Consider the following 20,439-nt stretch of genomic DNA (forward strand, 5'->3'; position numbering starts at 1 on the left):
CGGCCCGGGACCGGCCGGCGCGGCGACGGGACGGCCCGCGGCGCCCGCACCGCCGCGCCCGCCGTCCCCCGCACCGCGACCGCCCCCGCCCCCGCCCCCGCCCCGGCCCCGGCCCCGGCCCCGGGCACTGTACGGGCGACGTACGGTGGAACACGGAGGCCGACACCATGCACGCCACCAGGACCCACTTCACCGACCGCACCGACGCGGGCCGCCGGCTGGCCGCCCTGCTGGGGCACCTGCGTGGCCCCGGCACCGTGGTGGTGGCCCTGCCGCGCGGCGGCGTCCCGGTGGCCGCCGAGGTGGCCGCCGCGCTCGGCGCGCCGCTGGACATCTGCGTGATCCGCAAGCTGGGCGTCCCGTACCAGCCGGAGCTGGGCATGGGGGCGATCGGCGAGGACGGGGTGCGGGTGATCAACGACCAGGTGCTGCGGCCCGCCGGGGTGACCCCGGAGCAGCTGGCCGCCGTGGAGGCCCGCGAACGGGCGGAGCTGGAGCGCCGGGCGCACCGCTACCGGGGCGGCCGCCCGCCGGTCGACCTGCGCGGGCGGACGGTGGTCGTGGTCGACGACGGCATCGCGACCGGCTCGACCGCGCGGGCCGCCTGCCTGATCGTGCGGGCGCGCGGCGCGGCGCGGGTGGTGCTCGCCGTGCCGGTGGCGCCGCCGGACTGGACGGAGCGGCTGAGCGGGGTCGCCGACGAACTGGTCTGCGTGGGCACGCCGTCGCCGTTCTTCGCGATCGGCGAGTTCTACGCGGACTTCTCGCAGACCGAGGACGCCGAGGTGCTGCGCCACCTCGCCGCGGCCCGCACCGGTGACGAAGCCGGGCCGGCGCCCTTGGGCGAACGGTCGGCGCCCGACGGCACGGTGCCCGCGTCCGACGCCACGGTGCCGGCGTCCGACCGCGAGCTGACGCTGCCCGCCGCCGGGGCCCGGCTGACCGGCCGGCTGACGGTCCCGGCGGGCGCCCGCGGCATCGTGGTGTTCGCGCACGGCAGCGGCAGCGGGCGGCACAGCCCGCGCAACCGCCATGTGGCCGGGGCCCTGAACCGCTCGGGCCTGGCCACCTTCCTGTTCGACCTGCTCACCGAGGACGAGGAGGAGGACCGGCGCAACGTCTTCGACGTCGCCCTGCTGGGCGCCCGGCTCACCGACGTGGCGCGCGCGCTGCCCGCCGAGCAGGCCCGCCGGGACGGCGGACCGTTCCTGCCGCTCGGCCTGTTCGGCGCGAGCACCGGGGCCGCCGCCGCGCTGTGGACGGCCGCCCGGCTGGGCCACGGCGTGGGCGCGGTGGTCTCCCGGGGCGGGCGGCCGGACCTCGCCGGGGCGGACGCGCTGGGCGCCGTGCTCGCGCCGACGCTGCTGATCGTCGGCGGCCGGGACGAGGCGGTGATCGACCTGAACCGCCGGGCGCGCGAGCGGCTGCGCTGCGAGAGTGAGCTGGCGGTGGTCCCGCACGCCGGTCACCTGTTCGAGGAGCCCGGCACGCTGGACCGGGTCGCCGAGCTGGCCCGCGACTGGTTCGCCGGCCACCTCGTCCCCCGCGCCCCCTGAGACCCAAAGCCCCCGCTCCCGGGTCCCGAGCCGCCGCCCCCGCCCGGACCCCACCCCCTCCTGACCAGCGCACACGCCCGGTCGGGGCCGTTACGCAGAACTCGTGAAACACCCCGGATCGACCGAGCATTCTGCACAGCACGACCAGCGATTTCCTGATCACCTTGTACACATTGAACAGTGAAAAACCGACCTGTTGCCCAACCCCCCCGACTGGAGCAAGCTCTGCGCTCAGCCGCCCGCATCCCCCTCGCCCCATCCCCGCGGAGCGGCCGCCTCAAGCGGATGCCTCAATGCCGAGGCCTCAATGTGGAGGAACGACCGATGACCCCGCAGTCCCACGCCCTTGAGCTGACCCCCGAGGAGCGCGAGGCCGGTCTCGACGCCGAGCAGCTGCGCCGCCTCGTCGGCCTCGTCGAGCACGACCCGGCCACCGACCCGTTCCCGGTCACCGCGCAGGACGCCGTCGTGTTCGTGGTGGGCAACGCCACCCAGACGGCCCAGTTCTACCAGGTCGTCTTCGGCATGGAACTGGTCGCCTACTCCGGCCCGGAGACCGGCCGCCGTGACCGCAAGGCCTACGTGCTGCGCTCCGGATCCTGCCGCTTCGTGATCAAGGGCGGCGTCTCCCCCGACAGCCCGCTGCTGGACCACCACCGCCGCCACGGCGACGGCGTCGTCGACCTGGCCCTGGAGGTCCCGGACGTCGACAAGTGCATCGCGCACGCCCGCGCCCAGGGCGCCACCGTGCTGGAGGAGCCGAACGACGTCTCCGACGAGCACGGCACCGTGCGCCGCGCCGCGATCGCCACCTACGGCGAGACCCGCCACACCCTGGTCGACCGCTCCCGCTACACCGGCCCGTACCTGCCCGGCTACATCGCCGCCCAGAGCAAGGTGCGGCACCCGGAGGGCTCGCCGCGCCGCCTGTTCCAGGCCCTGGACCACGCGGTCGGCAACGTCGAGCTCGGCAAGATGGACGAGTGGGTCACCTTCTACAACAAGGTCATGGGCTTCGTGAACATGGCCGAGTTCGTGGGCGACGACATCGCCACCGACTACTCCGCGCTGATGTCCAAGGTCGTCGCCAGCGGCAACCACCGGGTGAAGTTCCCGCTCAACGAGCCGGCCATCGCCAAGAAGAAGTCGCAGATCGACGAGTACCTGGAGTTCTACACCGGCGCGGGCTGCCAGCACATGGCGCTGGCCACCAACGACATCCTCACCACCGTGGACGTGCTGCGCTCGCGCGGCGTCGAGTTCCTGAACACGCCCGACTCGTACTACGACGACCCCGAGCTGCGCGAGCGGATCGGCAAGGTCCGGGTGCCGATCGAGGAGCTGAAGAGCCGCGGCATCCTGGTCGACCGCGACGAGGACGGCTACCTGCTGCAGATCTTCACCAAGCCGATCGGCGACCGTCCGACCGTCTTCTACGAGTTCATCGAGCGGCATGGCTCGCTGGGCTTCGGGAAGGGCAACTTCAAGGCGCTCTTCGAGGCCATCGAGCGCGAGCAGGAGCGCCGCGGCAACCTCTGAGGCGGGCCGCCCCGGAGGCTGGCGGTCTCCGGAGCGCCACCTCCGGGGCCGACCGCCCCCGGGGCCGAAAGCCTCCGGGGCGCACAGCCACCGCTGAAGCCGTAGGAAGCTCTGGGCCACAGGAAGGTCCGGGAGGAGCAGGGACGATGGCGTACTACCGGCAGCTTGGCAGCATCCCGCCCAAGCGGCACACGCAGCACCGCACGCCCGAAGGCGGGCTGTACTACGAGGAGTTGATGGGCGAGGAGGGGTTCTCCTCGGACTCCTCGCTGCTCTACCACCGGGGCATCCCCTCGGCCGTCGTGAACGCCGTGCCGTGGGAGCTGCCCGACCAGTCGACGGTGCCCAACCACCCCCTGCTCCCCCGCCACCTCAAGCTGCACGAGCTGTTCACCGGCCAGGACTGGAAGTCCGCGGACGTCGTCGCCGGGCGCCGGCTCGTCCTCGGCAACGGCGACGTGCGGATCTCCTACGTCGCCGCCGGGGCGCCGAGCGAGCTGTACCGCAACGGGCTCGGCGACGAGTGCGTGTACGTGGAGTCCGGCGCCGGCACCCTGGAGACGGTCTTCGGCACGCTGGAGGTCGGCCAGGGCGACTACGTGATCATCCCCCGGGCGACCACCCACCGCTGGGTGCCGGCCGGCGACGAGCCGCTGCGCGCCTACTGCATCGAGGCGAACAGCCACATCACCCCCGTCAAGCGCTACCTCTCCAAGTACGGCCAGCTGCTGGAGCACGCGCCGTACTGCGAGCGGGACCTGCGCGGCCCGTCCGGCCCGCTGCCGGTCGAGACGGCGTCATCCGGAGCGGGGGACGTCGACGTGCTGGTCAAGCACCGCGGCCCGAACGGCATCGCGGGCACCCGGTACACCGTGCCGCACCACCCGTTCGACGTGGTCGGCTGGGACGGCTGCCTGTACCCGTACGCGTTCAACATCCGGGACTTCGAGCCGATCACCGGCCGGATCCACCAGCCGCCGCCGGCCCACCAGGTGTTCGAGGGCAACGGCTTCGTGATCTGCAACTTCGTTCCGCGCAAGGTGGATTACCACCCGCTGTCGATCCCGGTGCCGTACTACCACGCCAACGTGGACAGCGACGAGGTCATGTTCTACTGCGGCGGCGACTACGCCGCGCGCAAGGGCTCGGGCATCGGCCAGGGCTCCATCTCGCTGCACCCCGGCGGCCACACCCACGGCCCGCAGCCGGGCGCCTACGAGCGGTCCATCGGCGCCGAGTTCTTCGACGAGCTCGCGGTGATGGTGGACACCTTCCGCCCGCTGGAGCTGGGCGAGGGCGGCCGCGCCTCCGAGGACGCGAACTACGCCTGGACCTGGGCCGGTCGGGGGCCGCAGCAGTGAGCGCCGCACCCGTGATCCCCCCGCTCTTCCGGGGGCTGTTCGACGACGCGGCGGTGTTCCCGCCGGGGAACCTGCCCGTCGCCGAGGCGGTGCCCGCACACCGCTCACACCGCACCGCCCGGTACGCCGACGCGGTCGGCCCGTTCCTCTGCGGGGCGGGCCGGCTGGACGAGTTGGCGGCCGCGGCGCGGGACGGCGGCCCCCGCCTCCGGGTCGGGCTGGTGCTGCCGGGGGGCAGCGCCGAGCTCGGCCCGGCCCTCTCCGCCGCGGCGCCCTTCGAGGTGGCCGGCGTCGAACTCGCCACCCGGGACGCCCGGGAGGCGGTCGCCGCGCTCGACCTGCTGCTGCCGGCGGACGTACCCGCGGCCGTCGAGCTGCCGCGCGAACTGCTGCGCGGGGACGGCCTGGACGAGGTGCTGGACGTGCTGGTGGACAGCCCGTACCGGGCCAAGTTCCGCACCGGCGGCGTCGTCGCCGGCGCCTTCCCGGACGAGGAGGAGCTGGCCGGCTTCCTCACCGGCTGCGCGCAGCGCGGCCTGCCGTACAAGTGCACGGCCGGCCTGCACCACGCCGTCCGGCACACCGACCCGGCGACCGGCTTCGAGCACCACGGCTTCCTGAACGTCCTGCTGGCCGCGCAGGAGACCGACCGGGCGGCAGCGGCCGAGGTGCTCGCCGAGCGCTCCGGCGAGCTGCTCGCCAAGGCCGTCCTGGCGCTGACCGACCGTCAGGTCACGGTGATTCGCAACTCGTTCACCGCGTTCGGCACCTGTAGCATCGCCGAGCCCCTGGACGACCTGGCCGCCCTCGGCCTGCTGTCGCCCGACCCCACGCCCCAGGAGGACCGTTGACCACCCCCCGCAGCTGGCTCGCCCCCGCGAACGACTCGCCGTTCGGCGTGCACAACCTGCCGTACGGCGTCTTCACGGCCGGCGACCGGCCGGGGCGGCGGATCGGCGTGCGCGTCGGCGACTTCGTCCTGGACGCCGGCGCCGCCGCCCGCGCCGCCGGGGAGCCGTCCGTGCTGCTCGACGCCGACTCGCTCAACCCGCTGCTGGCCGCGGGCCGTCCGGTCTGGACCGAGGTGCGCACCGCGCTCACCCGCTGGCTGACCGAGGAGTCCCACCGGGACGCCCTCACCCCGCTGCTGCTGCCGCTGGCGGAGGTGCGGCTGCACCTGCCGTTCGAGGTCGCCGACTACGTCGACTTCTACGCCTCCGAGCACCACGCCACCAACCTGGGCCGGATCCTGCGTCCCGGCTCGGAGCCGCTGACCCCCAACTGGAAGCACGTGCCGATCGGTTACCACGGCCGCTCCGGCACCGTGGTGGTCTCCGGCACCCCGGTGGTCCGCCCGCACGGGCAGCGCAAGGCTCCGGCGGACGCCGTCCCGTCCTTCGGCCCGACCCGCCGGCTGGACATCGAGGCCGAGGTCGGCTTCGTCGTGGGCGCGCCCTCCGCGCTCGGCACGCCCGTCCCCCTGGACCGCTTCCGCGAGCACGTCTTCGGCGTCTGCCTGGTCAACGACTGGTCCGCGCGCGACATCCAGGCCTGGGAATACGTGCCGCTCGGCCCGTTCCTCGGCAAGTCCTTCGCCACCTCCGTCTCGCCGTGGATCGTGCCGCTGGACGCCCTGGAGCACGCCCGGGTCACCCCGCCGGCCCGCGACGTCGAACCGCTCCCCTACCTCGACGACCGCGACGGCGAGCCCTGGGCCCTGGACCTCGCGATGGAGATCCGCCTCAACGGCCACACCGTCTCCCGCCCGCCGTTCGCCTCGATGTACTGGACGGCCGCCCAGCAGCTCACCCACATGACGGTCAACGGCGCCTCGCTGCGCACCGGTGACCTGTTCGCCTCCGGCACCGTCAGCGGCCCCGAGCCCGACACCCGCGGCGCGCTCATCGAGCTCACCTGGAACGGCGAGAACCCGCTCAAGCTCCCGGACGGCTCGACCCGCACCTTCCTGGAGAACGACGACGAGGTGACCATCACCGCCACCGCCCCCGGCCCCGAGGGCACCGTCATCGGCTTCGGCGAGGTTACCGGCCGCATCGTCCCCTGAGGCCGCTGGAGCCGCTGAGGCCCTGAGGCCCCTGAGGCCCCTGAGAACCACCCTCCCCCGCCGGACGAAGGGCGGCCCGGTCACCGACCGGAGCCGCCCTTCGTGCTTGCGGCCTTCGTGCTTGCGGCCTTCGCGCTTGCGGCCTTCGTGCTTGCGGCCGCGCGAGCGCCCCCGGGTACGGTGACGGCGGAGATCTTGGCGAGACGGACCGGTCGACGACAGACGGGAGTGGGGACGATGGGTGACGAGGTGCGGGTGTGGCGGGACGGCGCGGCGGGGCGGATCGTGCTCGACCGGCCGCGGGCGCTCAACTCGCTGACGCACGGCATGATCCTGGACGTCCGGGCGGCGCTGGACGCGTGGGCCGGGGACGACGCGGTGCGGGTGGTGGTGCTGACCGGCGCCGGCGAGCGCGGGCTGTGCGCGGGCGGCGACATCCGGGCGTTCCACGACGACGCCAAGGCGGGCGGGGCCGCGACCCGCGCGTTCTTCCGGGACGAGTACCGGCTGAACGCGCTGATCTCGCGGTACCCGAAGCCGTACGTGGCGGTGATGGACGGCATCACCATGGGCGGCGGCGTCGGCGTCTCCGCCCACGGGTCGGTGCGGATCGTCACCGAGCGTTCGGTGGTGGCCCTGCCGGAGACCCGGATCGGTCTGGTGCCGGACGTCGGCGGGACGTGGCTGCTGTCCCGCGCGCCGGGCGAGCTGGGCACCCACCTGGGGCTGACCGCCGCCTCGATGACCGCCGGGGACGCGCTGCTGTGCGGGTTCGCCGACCACTTCGTGCCGTCGGCGAAGCTGCCGGAGCTGCTGGCCGGCCTCGCCGGCTCGCCCGTCGAGGAGGTGCTCGCCCGGTTCGTCGAGGAGGCCCCGGCCGCGCCGCTCGCCGAGCAGCGCGGGTGGATCGACGCCTGCTACGCGGCCGACGGCGTGGAGGAGATCACGGCGCGGCTGGTGGCGAGCGGTGTCCCGGCGGCCAAGCAGGCCGCCGAGGAGCTCGCCGAGCGCTCGCCGACGATGCTCAAGGTGACGCTGGCCGCCCTGCGCGGCGCACGGGCGCACGGCTCGCTGGAGGAGACCCTGACGCAGGAGTACCGGGTGTCCTGCGCGGCGCTGACCCACCACGACCTCGTCGAGGGCATCCGCGCGCAGGTGGTCGACAAGGACCGCGACCCGCACTGGTCCCCGGCCACCCTCGCCGGGGTCGACGAGGCGACGGTCGCCGCGTTCTTCGAACCACCGGCCGACGGGGACTGGTCCGTCGCCTGACCTGCGAACGGGTGACCACCGTCTCGCGGACCGAGACTGGCGCGAGGCGGGCCGGTTCGTAGATCGTGGGTCCGTCAGAGCGCGCAACGGAATGGGAGTCAACGGCGATGACCGAGACCTACGAGACGATCCTGGTGGACCGCAAGGGCCGGGTCGGCCTGATCACGCTCAACCGGCCGGAGGCGCTCAACGCGCTCAACACCCGGCTGATGAACGAGGTCGTGGCCGCGGCCACCGCGTTCGACCGGGACCCGGAGATCGGCTGTCTGGTGATCACCGGGTCGGCGAAGGCGTTCGCGGCCGGTGCCGACATCAAGGAGATGCAGGGCAACCGGTTCCCCGACGTCTACCTGGACGACTGGCTGGGCCCGTGGGACCGCCTGGGCCAGCTGCGCAAGCCGGTCGTCGCGGCGGTGGCCGGCTTCGCGCTGGGCGGCGGCTGCGAGCTGGCGATGCTCTGCGACATCCTGATCGCGGCCGACACCGCCAAGTTCGGCCAGCCCGAGATCAAGCTCGGCGTGATCCCGGGCATCGGCGGCTCGCAGCGCCTCACCCGGGCCGTCGGCAAGGCGAAGGCGATGGAGCTGTGCCTGACCGGCCGGATGATGGGCGCCGAGGAGGCCGAGCGGGCCGGCCTGGTCTCCCGCATCGTCCCCGCCGACGACTTGCTCGCCGAGGCGCTCGCCACCGCCGAGAAGGTCGCGGAGATGTCCACCCCGGCGGCGATCATGATGAAGGAGAGCGTCAACCGCGCCTTCGAGACCACCCTCGCCGAGGGCGTCCGCTTCGAGCGCCGCCTCTTCCACGCCGCCTTCGCCACCGCCGACCAGAAGGAAGGCATGGCCGCCTTCGCCGAGAAGCGCCCGGCCCAGTTCAAGCACCGCTGACGCGCCGGCGGGAGGCCCCCGGGCCACCGGGGGCCTCCCGGCTCACCTCGACACCCTCCGGCCGGGCCGGTCCAGCCAGGCCCACTGCTCTCCCTCGACCACGGTCCACCCGAACCGCTCCGGGCCGGGCCTCCCCTGCCGCTCCCACCAGCGGTGGGCCTCCTCCACCTCGTCCCAGAGCCGGCGCGGCCCGTACTGCCCCACCGTGCCGTCGTCGTCGACGGCGGCCCAGGACCGGGCGTCGGTGGTCGCCACCCAGAGCCGGGCGGCGTCCTCCTCCCAGGCGGTCCACACGTCGCCGAGCCGCAGGCCGAGCGCGAACCGGGCCTCCCACGCGTCTCCGGTGACCTGCCGCGGGTCCAGCGAGGTGCGGCTCTCCGCCGGCACGTGCTCATCGCGGACGACGTCGCGGAAGATCCGCAGGTCCTGCCGCTGGGTGCGCATCAGCATGAACGCCGAGTGCGGAGCGAACCTCCCCTGCGCGCGGTCGCGTTCGACGGTGAGGTTGAGCAGCCCCCAGCAGATCATCGGGTTGTCCCACGGCGTGAGGACGATGCCGCCCGGCCTGGTCTGCTCGATCCACGCCCACGGCACGCGGCGCACGGAGCAGGTGGAAACGAGCCGGTCGTAGGGCGCGCGTCCGCTCCAGCCTGCCGCACCGTCCGCGCGGACGACCTCCACACCGCTGCCGTTCAAGGCGGCTCGCGCCTGCCGCGCGACGTCGGGATCGATCTCGACCGACACGACGTTCCCCGCCCCGACCCGGTGGGCCAGCAACGCCGCGTTCCACCCGGTCCCGGTGCCGACCTCCAACACCCGCGTGCCCGGGCGGACATCGAGGTCGCGCAGCATCCGCACGACGATCGAGGGCGCCGAGGCGGAGGAGGACGGCCACGCGTCGGCCGGGTCGGCCGGCACCTGACCGTCGTTCACCTGGGTGACGATCGGCACGTCCGTGTAGGCGGCCTCCGACCGGCGCTGGTCGTCACACGGCTCGTAGCCCCCGCCGCCATCGTCCAGCCAGATCCGAGCGGGGAGGAAGCGGTGGCGCGGAACCGCCTCGATCGCTTCCCGCCACTCGCGGGGAACGGGGCCGCCGAGCGCTTCGCCGACGGCCCGGAGCAGGCCGCGCACGGCGGCCTGCCCCGGTTGATGCACGGAGTCCGTCACTTCTTGTCGTCGTCCTTCCGGTGCTTGGGCTCGGGCAGCGGCCGCGACCCGTCGGGCGACGGCTTGGCGGTGCCGGGGTCCTTCTTGCCCCCGTGCTTGCCGTTGCTGTTCTTGTCGGTTCCCCAGGCCATGGGGGCCTCCTCGGTCTTGTGCTGCGCGCCTACCGGTCGGGCGGGCGGGGTGTGGGCGGGTTCGCGGGCTTGGGCTTGGGCGGCTTCTGGGCGGGCTGGGACACGGCCGTGCTCCTCCTCTCAGTGCGAGCGGTTGATGAGCACCAGGGCGGTGGCGACGAGGTGCAGGAGCGCCGCCACCGACACTCCGTAGGCGGCCCAGACCCGCTCGGAACCGTCGTCCCCGGAGCCGTCGTTCACGTCCGGCTCCGGAGGTCTCGCAGGGCGCCGGTGACGTGGGCGTGGTCGGCGGGGCTGTGGTGCTCGTAGAGGGTTGCGGCGTGGCGGAGCAGCGTGATCGCGTCGCCGGTGCGCCCGCACTGCCTGTCGACGTCGGCGATCCAGCTCAGGGTGCGGGCCTCCCACAGCCGGGCGTTCTGCTCGCGGAAGCCTTCCAGGGCGGAGGTGAGGACCGGTCGGGCGTCGGTGACCCGGCCGTCGGTGGCGAGGATCCGGCCGCGCCAGGCGCGGGCCTTGTGGGAGTTGAGGGGGTCGCCGGTCGCCAGGAGGCCGCGTTCGGCGACGGAGAGCCGGTCGGTGACGGTGGTGGCGTCCTCGCCGAGGTCGGCGTCCGTGAGAGCCAGTTCGAGGTGGGCGAGGGCGGCGCCGCGGTGGCGGCCGAGGTCGATGGAGAGTCTCCGGGCGCGGTCGAAGTGCTGGCGGGCGAGGGTGTGGGCGCCGGCCCGGCGGTAGGCCGCGCCGAGGTCGTGGTCGTGCTGGGCGATCCCGGGGCGGTCGTTGGTTTCCCTGGCGGTGGCGAGGGCCCGGTGGCAGTCGGTCAGTGCCTCGGGGACGCGGTTCAGCGCGCGGAGAACGGTGGCGCGGGCGCCGAGCAGTTCGCGGTAGAGGCGACGTTCGACGTCACTGGCCGGGGTGCCGAGGGCGGTGAGGGCGCGGTCGTGGTGGTCGAGCCATTCCCGGTAGTGGCGGGTGCGGAGGTAGTGGGGCCAGGCGGCGAACACGAGGTGGGGGACGATCGCCGGGTGGTGGGCCTCGGCGGTGGTCAGTGCGGCGTCGAGGTGGGGGCCGCGGGTTCGGAGGAAGTCGAGCGCCTGGTCGGGATGGTGATCCGCACGGTGTGGTGGAGGGAAGACGAGGGGCGCGTCGAGCGGGTCGCGGTAGGGGGCGGCCAGGCGGGAGGCGGCCGTGGTCTCGGCGGTCAGCCAGTCGAGGGCCCTTCGGATCACGCTGGTGCGATCCTCGGTGTCGAGGGACGCGGCGTGGGCGCGGGCCCCGGATGAGACGAACTCCCATCGCCCGCTGTCCGTGACCGGCGCGAAGAGTAACTGTGCCTCGGCGAGGTCACTGAACGCGTCCGCGGTGGCCGCCGGGTCGAGCCCGGCGGCGGCACCGGCCATCGCGAGGTCGATGGTGAGGTCGGCGCTGGGCAGCAGGCCGACGATCCGGTAGAGGCGGGCCGCTTGGGGGGCGAGGGCGTTGTAGGTGGCGGTGAAGGCGGTAAACACGACGGTCTCCGTGTTGGTGCGGGGTGTGGGGAGGAGGGTGGCGCCGGCCAGGAGGAGGGCCTGCGGTATGCCCTGACAGGCTGCGGCGAGTTCGGCGATGCGAGGGCGCGGTAGGGAGCCGATGCTGAGGAGAAGCTCCCGGGAGGCGTCGGCGGGCAATGGGCCGAGCCGGTGGTGATGGACGCCGGTGGCGAGCAGTTCCGGCGGCGGCCACCGCGCGGTGACGAGTACAGGACCGGAGCCGGCCGGGATCAGCCGCTCGACCTGAGCAGCGGTAGCCGCGTCGTCCAGGAGGACGGAGGTGTGCTGCCCCGCGGTCAGCGTGCGGTACAGGTCGTGGGCCTCGTCCAGGTCAGCGGGCACGGTGGCCCCGAGGGCTCGGAGCCACCGGGCGATGACCGCGTCCGGCCGTGTCGGGCCGGACGCGCTCCTGCTGCCACCGAGGTCCGCGTACAGGTGCGGTCCGGGGGCATTGCGGCGATGGAGAAGGTCAACGGCCAGGGCGGTCTTGCCCATGCCTTCAGCCCCGGTGATGAGTACCGGCAGGGAGTCGTCGGCGGCGAGGAGCGCGCCAAGACGTGCACGCTCCTCGCCCCGCCCCACGAGCGGCCGTCGGCGAGGCAGCAGACGCGGCACCGGCCGGGGTGGCGGTGCGGACAGGGTGATTCCCCCGACGACCGTGCCCGCCTGCACGATGATCTGGGCGTGCGAATCGATGACCGCGTTGCTGATCAAGGGGGTGCATCCTCGGTGGGGTGACGGCAGGAGGAGCCGAACGGAGCAGGAACGGGAGCGCAGGGTCAGACCACAATCTGTGCGGCGTCCAGCAGAAAGGCCTCGCCCTCGGGAGCAACGTGTGGGCCGATCACGGCCCACACTCGCTTGCCAGTGCGGTGGATCTCGTAGCCGCTCGCCTCGGCGTACGCACCGATCAGCCGAAGGCCCCGCCCGGACTCGCCGTCGGCGCCGACCTCGCGCATCACCGGGGCGTCGGTGCTGCTGTCCATGACCGCAATGACAACGCGGCGGCCTTCCAGCCACAGGTCCACGTCGATCAGCCCCAGGCAAGGCCGGCCGTACCGGCCAGCATTGGTCACCAGTTCCGTGAGGACGAGGACCACGGCGAACAGCTGATCGTCGTCTGCGTCGACCCCCCACTCCTGGAGAACGTCAGCGACATCGGCACGGAGACGAGCGACGGCTGCGGGCGCCTGGCCGACCGCCCACGTGGCCTTCTGAACGCCGTACGGAGCTCGCGGGCAGGGCTGTGGCCCGAGGCCGCTGGTCACGGCAACCACCCCTTCTCGACGTGCGCGAGCTGGCCCGACGACATACGCGGAGCAGAGTGCGTCGGCACCGACCCGAACCTCGTACTCCTGCGCGCTTGCCCCGGGAACGGGAACTGGAGCCATCACGGCACCTCCGGGTGAAACGAACTAGGGCTATTCCGTCACCCGTTCGGGGAAGAGTGAGGCACGTCAGAGAGCCTCCGGATAGCCTCGACCGGGACGACTACGACGGTAGAAGCCCGAGACCAGAACCTGCAGTGACTGTCAGTACGAGTACGCCGGTGCGCACTCCCGAAGGTGGGGACTCCTGTGCGATCCAGACCACACCGAACCCTGACCAGCAGTCAGGGAGTGTCAATTCGTCCGCGCTCGGGCGTGGTCTCTGGGTATGTCCTCCGAGTAATACGAGAGCAGCATGGCCTCACCCAGGAGGGATTCGCGGAAAAGATCGGAGTCTCGGCCGACACGATCGCCGGCTGGGAGAGCGGTCGACGGCCGCTCACCGCCGTCCCATTCGGGCAGATGCTCGCGACCCGCCATCGGCTCATGCAATTAGGCACCACACCCGCGCTTCTGCATGCCTTTGAACACGCCCTCGAGGCTGACGTACTTCTCGCTAGTGTGCTTGAAGACGCCGTGTCGGAAACAGCAAGCCCGCTGGGGTCGATGGTGATGCAGCGTGACCTCATCGAGCTCTTGGCTTGGCCGCTCAGTGGCCTCGCCCCACGAGGTATTCGGAAGCTTCCGGCGCCTGCCCGAGCGCGGCGAGGTCCCGCACCGGCCGGACCCGATCTCTCCGCTTCTGAACGCGCCCGGTTCTTCGCTAACATGCGGCGCACCGCAGAGGAAGCTCGTGGGAGTGATCAGTTTCTGCTCCGCCGCCAGGCGCTCTACCTCGCAGGTCTCGACGACCAGGATGACACCAGTTCGTGGCTCGCCCATCAGCAGCGAACCCAAAGACCGACTGACTGGCTGAGCAACTGGCTCAACCTCCGCTCCGCTGCGATGGTCTCTGCCCGGCACGGCGATCAGGACCGTCTCACGTATTTCATTGACACTGCCCTGGCCGATGATGCTGGCGCAACCGCGAACCTCAACTACTGGGCATACTGGATCGGCGAGCTTCCGCTTGAGCTCTCCGACGATTTCATCCCGGACTCGACACCAGCACACTGGTCCGGACACAAGCTGCTCACACACTTGACCGAAGGTCTGAACACCGATCATGGGTACCTTGATCTGAACATCCACACGGTGTGGTCCCTGCTCAAGGTGCGACCGAACCTACTGCGCTTGGGAGTAGCGACAACTGCCCTACGCGAAAGGCTCGCCATGATGTTGGATAGCCCTGAGGTCTCGGCGCGCGGGCGGCGTGAGCTCGAGAGCATTCGTTACGCGATTCGCCTCGCTGAGGTGTGAGAGGAGTCCGAGGGTGTCCGATGACCTGTCCTCGGTGGCTCGGTTCCTGTTCGAAGCCGGGACGCTCAAGCACACCAAGCGCACGGGCTGGTGGATGGCCGGAGTCCGCGATCCCGAGTCGGTCGCCGAGCACTCCTGGCGGACCTCGCTCCTCGCCTCGATCATCGCCAGGCTCGAAGGCGCCGACCCCGCGCGGGCGGCGTTCCTCGCCACCTGGCACGACGTCGCGGAGACCCGCACCGGCGACGTCAACTACCTCGGGAAGAAGTACGCGGCCAGCGCCGACCCGCAGACCGTCACCACCGACCAGGTGGCCGGAATGCCGGAGATCCTGGCATCCACCGCTCGGGACCTCATCGCCGAATACGAAGGCCAGGAGTCCCCCGAAGCCATCTGCGCCCGCGACGCCGACAAGTTGGAGTGCCTGCTCCAAGGCGTCGAGTACGTGGCCCAGGGCTACACGAACGCCCAGCGCTGGATCGACAACAGCCGCGGGCGGTTGACCACGAAGACCGCCAACGACCTCGCCGACGCCGTCCTGGCGACCGACTCCCTCGACTGGCTCCGCCACGCCCTCGGGGAGAAGCCCGGCTGAAGCAGCCTGTCCGACGGCGTCGAACGTCGAGCGTGGCACCATGAGTGACCAACACGTCGTGGTTCCGGAGCCATTGATGCCCAGGCGGGCCAGGTCAGGAGGCTGGAAGTGCAGGAGCTCGGTTCCGCGGTGGTCCTCATCACCGGGGTCATGGCCTCCGGGAAGTCCACCGTCGCGCAACTGCTCGCCGAGCGGCTCCCGCGCTCCGTGCACCTGCGGGGCGACGGTTTCCGGCGCATGATCGTGTCCGGCCGCGAGGAGTTCACGCCGCAGCCGTCCGCCGAGGCGACGGCACAGTTGCGGCTCCGGTACCAGGCGTCCGCAGCGGTGGCGGATCTCTACGCCGAGGCCGGCTGGACCGTCGTCGTCCAGGACGTCGTGCTGGGCGAGCACCTCGACGCCTACCTCGACGCGGTGACGACCGAGCCGCTCTACCTGGTCGTCCTCGCCCCGACGCCGGACGAGATCGCGAAACGGGAGGCCGGCCGCCGCAAACACGGCTACGGAGGCCCCTGGGCGGTCGAGACCCTCGACGAGGCCCTGCGCCACGACACCCCGCGCCGAGGACTCTGGCTGGACACCTCGCATCAGACGCCCGACCAGACCGTGGACCGGATCCTCGCCGGCCTCACCACAGCCCGCGTCACCGGCCGCGTGCGTTCACGAGCGGATCACTGAGAAGACCTCGCCGAAGACGTTCGACAGACCGGGAGGAGCACCACGATGGCCCCGGCCCTCACCATCAACCACTTCACCGCCGACCACCTGCCCGCCGTCGAGCACCGGCTGATCGACGTCTCCGCGCAGGAGCCCGCCGCTGACCCGTTCTTCTCCGTCGAGCGGTTCACCGAGCGCCTGCGGGCGCACGCCCGCGGCCCGCGCCGGGGCTGCGCGTTCGGAGAAGTCGACGGCCTTGCGGTCGAGTACGCCTACGGCTTCGCCCGCACGGTGGCCTACCGATGGAAGGGGCTGGTCACCCCGGCGCCGGCCGCCTGCCGTTGGAAACCGACACCCGCACCTTCGCCCTGTGCGAGGTTATGGTCCGCGAGCGATGGCGGGGAACCGGCATCGCTCGCACCATCCACGAGGAGCTCCTCCCCCACCGCACCGAGGACCGCTCGCACCTCCTCGTCGAGGAGATCAGGTGACCCCCGATCTGACGAGCGGTGGGCCGGCGCCGCTTCACTCCGTCTCCGTCGCGGGGGTCGTGGTCCGCGAGGACGGCCGGGTGCTGGTGATCCGGCGGACGGACAACGGAGCGTGGGAGCCTCCGGGTGGGGTGCTGGAGCCAGCGGAGGCCATCGAGGACGGGGTGCGGCGGGAGATCTTCGAGGAGACCGGGATCGAGGTCGGCCTGGAGCGGCTGACCGGTGTCTACACGAACACGAGCCGTGGCGTCGTCGCCCTGGTCTTCCGCTGCCGCCCGGAAGGCGGCAGCGTGCGACTCTCGGATGAGTCAACCGCCGTCGACTGGCTCACTCCAGCGGAAGCCGCCGATCGTCTAACCGAGGTGTACGCCGTCCGCGTCCTGGACGCTCTGCGGGGTGGCGCGGCACCAGCCGTGCGGACGACCAACGGCCGCCACCTCAGCGGGTGACGTGTCCGCGGTCATCACCGCACCTTCCGACACACACCCGGGCATACTGGTGGCCCGATCCGCAGGGGCCGACAGTGCTACCACCAAAGGGAGTTCAGGCTTGGCCGAGCACCGCGAGCCGTTCCTCTACGTCGTCGTCTGCGCCTCCGGCGTCGCCGACGGGGTCGGCGAACTGATCACCGCCGCTCACGCCGAAGGCTGGCAGGCCGGGGTGATCGCCACCCCCAACGCGCTCCCATTCCTCGACCAGGAAGCCCTCGAAGCGCAGACCGGCCACCCGATCCGCTCCGCCTGGCGCACACCCGGCAGCCCCCGCCCGCTGCCGCCGGCCGACGCCATCGTCTCCGCCACCTTCAACACGATCAACAAATGGGCCCAGGGCAACGCCGACACCCTCGCCCTCGGCATCCTCTGCGAGGCCTACGGACTCGGAATCCCCATAGCCGCCCAGCCCTACGTCAACTCCGCCCTCGCCGCCCACCCCGCCTACGGCGAAAGCCTGGCCCGCCTCCGCTCCATGAACGTCCTCATCAGCGACCACCCACCCAACCCACCCAAATCCGGCGGCGCACGCGACCAGTACGACTGGACCCACGTCCTCGACCTCCTCCGACCCGTGAAGCTTGCGAGTCAGCACCAGCGTGGTCAGTGATCCACCCGCGTCGACAGCCCGGCTGCATGAGAGCTGGGGACTACCACTGGAGCGTATGGGGGTCCACGCGGATGCCCACGCCACCGAGCTGACCGAGGACGACGCGGTGGGACGGCTGCTCACCGAAGGGAAGTCCGTTGCCTGCACAGCACGACATCGAATCCGAGCGTGAACTCTGGGACACGTACGCGGCTGGTATCAAGGACGACGTGTTCGATACCGGACCGGTCTTCCGCTGGACCCAGTACGCCGATCACGGGCCCGGTCCGGAGGTGCTCGGGGCGCCGGGCAGTGCTCTGGAGATCGGGTGCGGCACCGGCCGTGCGTTGGCCGCGCTGGCCGGGCAGGGGGTGGAGGTCACCGGGGTGGATCTCTCGCCCGTGATGGCCAAGAGGGTGGCTGAACGCTGGGGGCCGTCCGGCGTCCGGGTCCACTGTGCCGAGGTCCTCGACTACCTGGGCGGCACCGACGAGACGTGGGACGCGGTCTACTCGGTGTTCGGAGCGGTCTGGTTCACGGATCCGTTGAAGCTGCTCCCCCTCATCGCGTCCCGCCTGAACCCCGGCGGTGTCCTGGCCTTCTCGCAGCCTCCTGCCATCCCCGGCGCCTACGGCCCGCAGGGCATGTACAAGGGTGGCTTCGCCGGGAGGGCGCTGTACACGTACCGCTACTCCTACACGCCCCGCAGGTGGGTCGGCCTGCTCCAGCGGAGCGGGTTCGAGTCGGTGCAGGCCGCGGTCCTCGACGCCCCGACCGAAGGGCACATCGGCACCCTGATCGTCACGGGCAGGACAGCGGGGGCCTGACAGGCACCCCCGAGAAGGCCGGTGTGGTGGTCGTGACCGGCCACCACGACCACCACACCGCATCCGCTTCCCGCCGCCCCCTCGGGGCCGGCGGGGAGCCGGCTCGGAGATCAGCGCGGCGGCGATGAGCCGGCCCAGTCGTGCGGCGAGTCCGTCCGGACTGTGGTGCTGGAGGTAGAGCGTGGTGAAGACCGGGCCGGTCACCAGGGCGTCGCGGTGCCGCGGTCCGTCGGCTGGGGCCTCGCCGTGTGGTGCCTGACGGGGTCGGTGATCCTGCAGCCCACGCCGCTTCTGCTCGGCCCGGTCCCCGCGCTGCTGCTGATCCGCTCGGCCCGGAGCACTGCCGGCTGAGCACCGGGACACCGATCGGACCCGGCTCCGACCCCGTTCCCGCCCCGCCCCGCCCCGCCGGTCGACGGGCGGGTGTGCGATACGGCACAGCCGTATGCCGAACGGCACATGCGGGCCGGAGAGCGGGCGCAATTCCCTGCCGATCGGCACATGATTCACCGGTCCGCCAGGGACGAGACTCTAGGCATCCGCTCCGCAGCACTGACAAATCATCGACAACACAAGGGAGTTCCCCATGCTCAAGATCGCCACGGGCGCTTCGGTCGTCGTCGCCCTCCTGGCCGCAACGGCCGCCGCCGGGCCCGCCCCCACAACCCCGCCGGCATCCGCGGACAAGCAGCCGGCGAAGACCGCGAGTGTTCACGGATCAGCAGGCATCTTCTACATCGAGTCGCCCGACCACGACATCCGCTTCACCGTCCACGCCGAACAGAAGCCGTTCACCCGGCCGTTGCCCCCCAACGCCCCCCGCGGGCTGTCCACGGACGCCTGGGGCACCCTGGAGTTCTCCCACACTTCTCCCGACGGAACCACGGGATGGGCGCGCGCCGAGGTGGACTGCCTGGTCACCAGTGGCAGGACGGCGACACTGACCGCCGTCGTGACGAAGTCGAACGTGGAGGAGATCGGCACCCGGCTCGGCGTCAGCGTCCAGCAGGGCGAGAAGGGCGAGCCGGACCGCCTGGGCTTCTCCTGGGGCGTGGTGAACGTCGACCCCCAGAACGTCGACCAGAACGGGGAACTCGTGATGCCGCGGACCGGAACCTGCATGGCCCCGGCGCCGTTCACGACCGTGATCAAGGGTGGCTTCAAGGTGGTCCACGCCGACATCAGGAAGACCCCTGCCTAACCCGAAGGAGCGGCCCGCTGTGGGCGATCGACGGGGCGGAGTGCTCCCCGCGTGACTCGAAAGCCCCCGACAGCCACACAACCGGACACCGAAGTGCCCCCGCCCCGCGCCTCGGGGCAGGGGCATCCCGGCCGCCAACTCTCCTTCAAGGGAGTCCTGTTGCCCGCACAGCACGGCGCTGCGGGGTGTCGCTGATCGCCGCAGGTCAAGCCGTGGGCCCGAAGAGTTCGGCGCGGGCCGGCCGGGCCGTCCGCGAGGGAAGGGGGTCGCGCAGCCCGGCCACGTAGCGGCGGTACGCCCTGGCCTCGGCCGAGGTGCCCTCGACAGCGGTGAGGCGGTCGGGGAACATCACGGTTCCCGCGTGCAGTTGGGTGTTCCTCCCGAACCGGTTGCCGTGCAGGCGGCCGGTCACCAGTCGGCCGCGGGTCCGGGGAAGCAGCCGGGACCGGCCGGCCACCACGGGGCCGCGGTTGACCTGGAACCAGACCTCGCGCCGGCTGCGGAACAGTACGACGCTCTCGCGGAGGTCACGCGCGTCGGTGTACACGTCGAAGTCCCAGTCGCCCGGAGCTTCCTTCGAGGCGTGGTGCCCGCGGAGGTGGTGTACGAACCGGGGCAGGCCGATGGGGGCGCCGAAGGGGATCACCGCGTCGGCGCAGGGCTCTCCGGCGATGAAGTCCCGCAACGGTGCCTCCTGCCGTCCTCACACCTGGGGCGGTGTCCGGGCCTCCTGGCGCTGTCGCCGGCGGTAGTTGCGCATGGACACCTGGGAGCCGCAGCCGGGACTGCAGTACAGCCCTCCCCCGTTGCGGGTGCGGTCGAAGAAGCCGAAATGGCACGGGGGGTTCCGGCACGCCTTGATCCGCCCCCAGTCGCCGCTCCGGGCGAAGGTCGTCACCGCGGCCAGCACGGTTCCGAACACCCGCTCCACCCCCGCCTGCGGCGAGGCCAGTTCGACACCACCGGCCGTGACCACCGTCGCCAGCGGGTAGAGCGAACCCGCGCGCCGCAGGTGCCGCTCGGCGCGCTGCAGCGGCTCACCCAGGGCCTCCTCGTCGCCCGCGTGCGCGAGCAGCACGGTCACCAGGGCGTCGCGCAACTCGCGCGCGGCCGCGGCATCGGCGTCGGTCGCCAGGGCCTCGCCGCCGGACTCGCCGGACTCGCCGGATTCACCGGGCCTGCCGAACTCGTCGCGCTCCGCCAGCCAGGCCGCGAACGAGTCGCCGTCCCCGAACAGCTCCCGCCGACCGGCCCCGTCCTCGCGCGTGTTCACGAACGCGAGCACGGTCTCCACCGCCGGCGTCACGGTGCGCGGGCTGAGTCTGGGGGATCCGGCTGCCGCACTGCTCATGCCCTCACCCTACAGCAGTGGGACGAGGCACTAATCCGCCTAA

At 72.2% G+C, this 20,439-nt stretch carries 23 protein-coding genes; 16 read left to right on the top strand and 7 right to left on the bottom strand.

All coding sequences use genetic code 11. The features are described from left to right. Positions 1-167 precede the first annotated feature (167 nt). The 7 genes from ABT238_RS13310 to ABT238_RS13340 all read left to right on the top strand — a co-directional run bounded on the left by ABT238_RS13310 (position 168) and on the right by ABT238_RS13340 (position 8,680). Positions 168-1,556, top strand: a complete 1,389-nt coding sequence (locus ABT238_RS13310) for a phosphoribosyltransferase family protein (protein ID WP_350757321.1) — start codon at positions 168-170, stop codon at positions 1,554-1,556. A 324-nt stretch (positions 1,557-1,880) separates the two neighbouring features. After that, positions 1,881-3,095: a 4-hydroxyphenylpyruvate dioxygenase gene (gene hppD, locus ABT238_RS13315; protein ID WP_350560998.1), complete on the top strand. Its 1,215-nt coding sequence runs from the start codon at positions 1,881-1,883 to the stop codon at positions 3,093-3,095. Between the two features lie 146 nt (positions 3,096-3,241). Continuing rightward, positions 3,242-4,456, top strand: a complete 1,215-nt coding sequence (locus ABT238_RS13320; RefSeq protein WP_350561000.1) for a homogentisate 1,2-dioxygenase — start codon at positions 3,242-3,244, stop codon at positions 4,454-4,456. Next, complete coding sequence (locus ABT238_RS13325; RefSeq protein WP_350757324.1) at positions 4,453-5,307, top strand: hypothetical protein; 855 nt, start codon at positions 4,453-4,455, stop codon at positions 5,305-5,307. Before ABT238_RS13320 ends, ABT238_RS13325 begins: the two co-directional genes overlap by 4 nt. After that, positions 5,304-6,521 carry a fumarylacetoacetase gene (gene fahA / locus ABT238_RS13330; RefSeq protein WP_350757327.1) on the top strand — a complete coding sequence of 406 codons (1,218 nt, stop codon included), beginning with the start codon at positions 5,304-5,306 and terminating at the stop codon, positions 6,519-6,521. Before ABT238_RS13325 ends, fahA begins: the two co-directional genes overlap by 4 nt. Positions 6,522-6,758: 237 nt before the next feature. Then, a complete protein-coding gene (locus ABT238_RS13335) occupies positions 6,759-7,793 on the top strand; it encodes an enoyl-CoA hydratase/isomerase family protein (RefSeq protein WP_350561006.1) in 1,035 nt (344 codons plus the stop codon). 107 nt (positions 7,794-7,900) lie between these two features. Then, positions 7,901-8,680, top strand: a complete 780-nt coding sequence (locus tag ABT238_RS13340) for an enoyl-CoA hydratase (protein ID WP_350757330.1) — start codon at positions 7,901-7,903, stop codon at positions 8,678-8,680. Between the two features lie 42 nt (positions 8,681-8,722). On the opposite strand, the gene ABT238_RS13345 is transcribed toward ABT238_RS13340, so the two are convergent. The 4 genes from ABT238_RS13345 to ABT238_RS13360 all read right to left on the bottom strand — a co-directional run bounded on the left by ABT238_RS13345 (position 8,723) and on the right by ABT238_RS13360 (position 12,775). Further along, positions 8,723-9,850, bottom strand: a complete 1,128-nt coding sequence (locus ABT238_RS13345; RefSeq protein ID WP_350561010.1) for a methyltransferase domain-containing protein — start codon at positions 9,848-9,850, stop codon at positions 8,723-8,725. After that, a complete protein-coding gene (locus tag ABT238_RS13350; RefSeq protein ID WP_350561012.1) occupies positions 9,847-9,981 on the bottom strand; it encodes a hypothetical protein in 135 nt (44 codons plus the stop codon). Before ABT238_RS13350 ends, ABT238_RS13345 begins: the two co-directional genes overlap by 4 nt. A gap of 236 nt (positions 9,982-10,217) precedes the next feature. Beyond that, a complete protein-coding gene (locus ABT238_RS13355) occupies positions 10,218-11,849 on the bottom strand; it encodes a tetratricopeptide repeat protein (RefSeq protein WP_350757333.1) in 1,632 nt (543 codons plus the stop codon). A gap of 437 nt (positions 11,850-12,286) precedes the next feature. Beyond that, positions 12,287-12,775 carry an ATP-binding protein gene (locus tag ABT238_RS13360; RefSeq protein ID WP_350757336.1) on the bottom strand — a complete coding sequence of 163 codons (489 nt, stop codon included), beginning with the start codon at positions 12,773-12,775 and terminating at the stop codon, positions 12,287-12,289. Positions 12,776-13,108: 333 nt separating this feature from the next. On the opposite strand from ABT238_RS13360, the gene ABT238_RS13365 reads away from it, so the two are divergent. From ABT238_RS13365 to ABT238_RS13375, 3 genes are all read left to right on the top strand, one after another. Beyond that, positions 13,109-14,194: a helix-turn-helix domain-containing protein gene (locus tag ABT238_RS13365; protein WP_502884146.1), complete on the top strand. Its 1,086-nt coding sequence runs from the start codon at positions 13,109-13,111 to the stop codon at positions 14,192-14,194. A 13-nt stretch (positions 14,195-14,207) separates the two neighbouring features. Next, on the top strand, positions 14,208-14,789 hold the full coding sequence (locus tag ABT238_RS13370; protein ID WP_350561020.1) for an HD domain-containing protein: 582 nt from the start codon (positions 14,208-14,210) through the stop codon (positions 14,787-14,789). Between the two features lie 108 nt (positions 14,790-14,897). Then, positions 14,898-15,467, top strand: coding sequence for an AAA family ATPase (locus tag ABT238_RS13375; RefSeq protein ID WP_350757340.1), 570 nt, complete (start codon positions 14,898-14,900; stop codon positions 15,465-15,467). On the opposite strand, the gene ABT238_RS13380 is transcribed toward ABT238_RS13375, so the two are convergent. Next, positions 15,450-15,656, bottom strand: coding sequence for a hypothetical protein (locus ABT238_RS13380; protein ID WP_350561024.1), 207 nt, complete (start codon positions 15,654-15,656; stop codon positions 15,450-15,452). The two genes, ABT238_RS13375 and ABT238_RS13380, sit on opposite strands and share 18 nt — an antisense overlap. A gap of 92 nt (positions 15,657-15,748) precedes the next feature. Here ABT238_RS13380 and ABT238_RS13385 point away from each other — a divergent pair, with 92 nt between their 5' ends. The 6 genes from ABT238_RS13385 to ABT238_RS13410 all read left to right on the top strand — a co-directional run bounded on the left by ABT238_RS13385 (position 15,749) and on the right by ABT238_RS13410 (position 19,045). Continuing rightward, on the top strand, positions 15,749-15,937 hold the full coding sequence (locus tag ABT238_RS13385) for a hypothetical protein (RefSeq protein ID WP_350561026.1): 189 nt from the start codon (positions 15,749-15,751) through the stop codon (positions 15,935-15,937). After that, complete coding sequence (locus ABT238_RS13390; RefSeq protein ID WP_350757343.1) at positions 15,934-16,386, top strand: NUDIX domain-containing protein; 453 nt, start codon at positions 15,934-15,936, stop codon at positions 16,384-16,386. Before ABT238_RS13385 ends, ABT238_RS13390 begins: the two co-directional genes overlap by 4 nt. A 100-nt stretch (positions 16,387-16,486) precedes the next feature. Then, complete coding sequence (locus ABT238_RS13395; RefSeq protein WP_350757346.1) at positions 16,487-17,038, top strand: flavoprotein; 552 nt, start codon at positions 16,487-16,489, stop codon at positions 17,036-17,038. A gap of 137 nt (positions 17,039-17,175) precedes the next feature. After that, the gene (locus ABT238_RS13400; RefSeq protein WP_350561032.1) at positions 17,176-17,844 is read left to right on the top strand and encodes a class I SAM-dependent DNA methyltransferase; all 669 of its coding nucleotides are present in this window, start codon (positions 17,176-17,178) and stop codon (positions 17,842-17,844) included. 162 nt (positions 17,845-18,006) lie between these two features. After that, positions 18,007-18,195, top strand: coding sequence for a hypothetical protein (locus ABT238_RS13405; protein WP_350757349.1), 189 nt, complete (start codon positions 18,007-18,009; stop codon positions 18,193-18,195). 235 nt (positions 18,196-18,430) lie between these two features. Then, a complete protein-coding gene (locus ABT238_RS13410; RefSeq protein WP_350561036.1) occupies positions 18,431-19,045 on the top strand; it encodes a hypothetical protein in 615 nt (204 codons plus the stop codon). A gap of 205 nt (positions 19,046-19,250) precedes the next feature. On the opposite strand, the gene ABT238_RS13415 is transcribed toward ABT238_RS13410, so the two are convergent. Further along, positions 19,251-19,730 carry a hypothetical protein gene (locus ABT238_RS13415; RefSeq protein ID WP_350757352.1) on the bottom strand — a complete coding sequence of 160 codons (480 nt, stop codon included), beginning with the start codon at positions 19,728-19,730 and terminating at the stop codon, positions 19,251-19,253. 18 nt (positions 19,731-19,748) lie between these two features. Beyond that, the gene (locus tag ABT238_RS13420; protein ID WP_350561040.1) at positions 19,749-20,396 is read right to left on the bottom strand and encodes a CGNR zinc finger domain-containing protein; all 648 of its coding nucleotides are present in this window, start codon (positions 20,394-20,396) and stop codon (positions 19,749-19,751) included. Between the last annotated feature and the right edge of the window lie 43 nt (positions 20,397-20,439).

Source organism: Kitasatospora sp. NPDC001527 (assembly GCF_040298605.1).
GTDB lineage: Bacteria > Actinomycetota > Actinomycetes > Streptomycetales > Streptomycetaceae > Kitasatospora.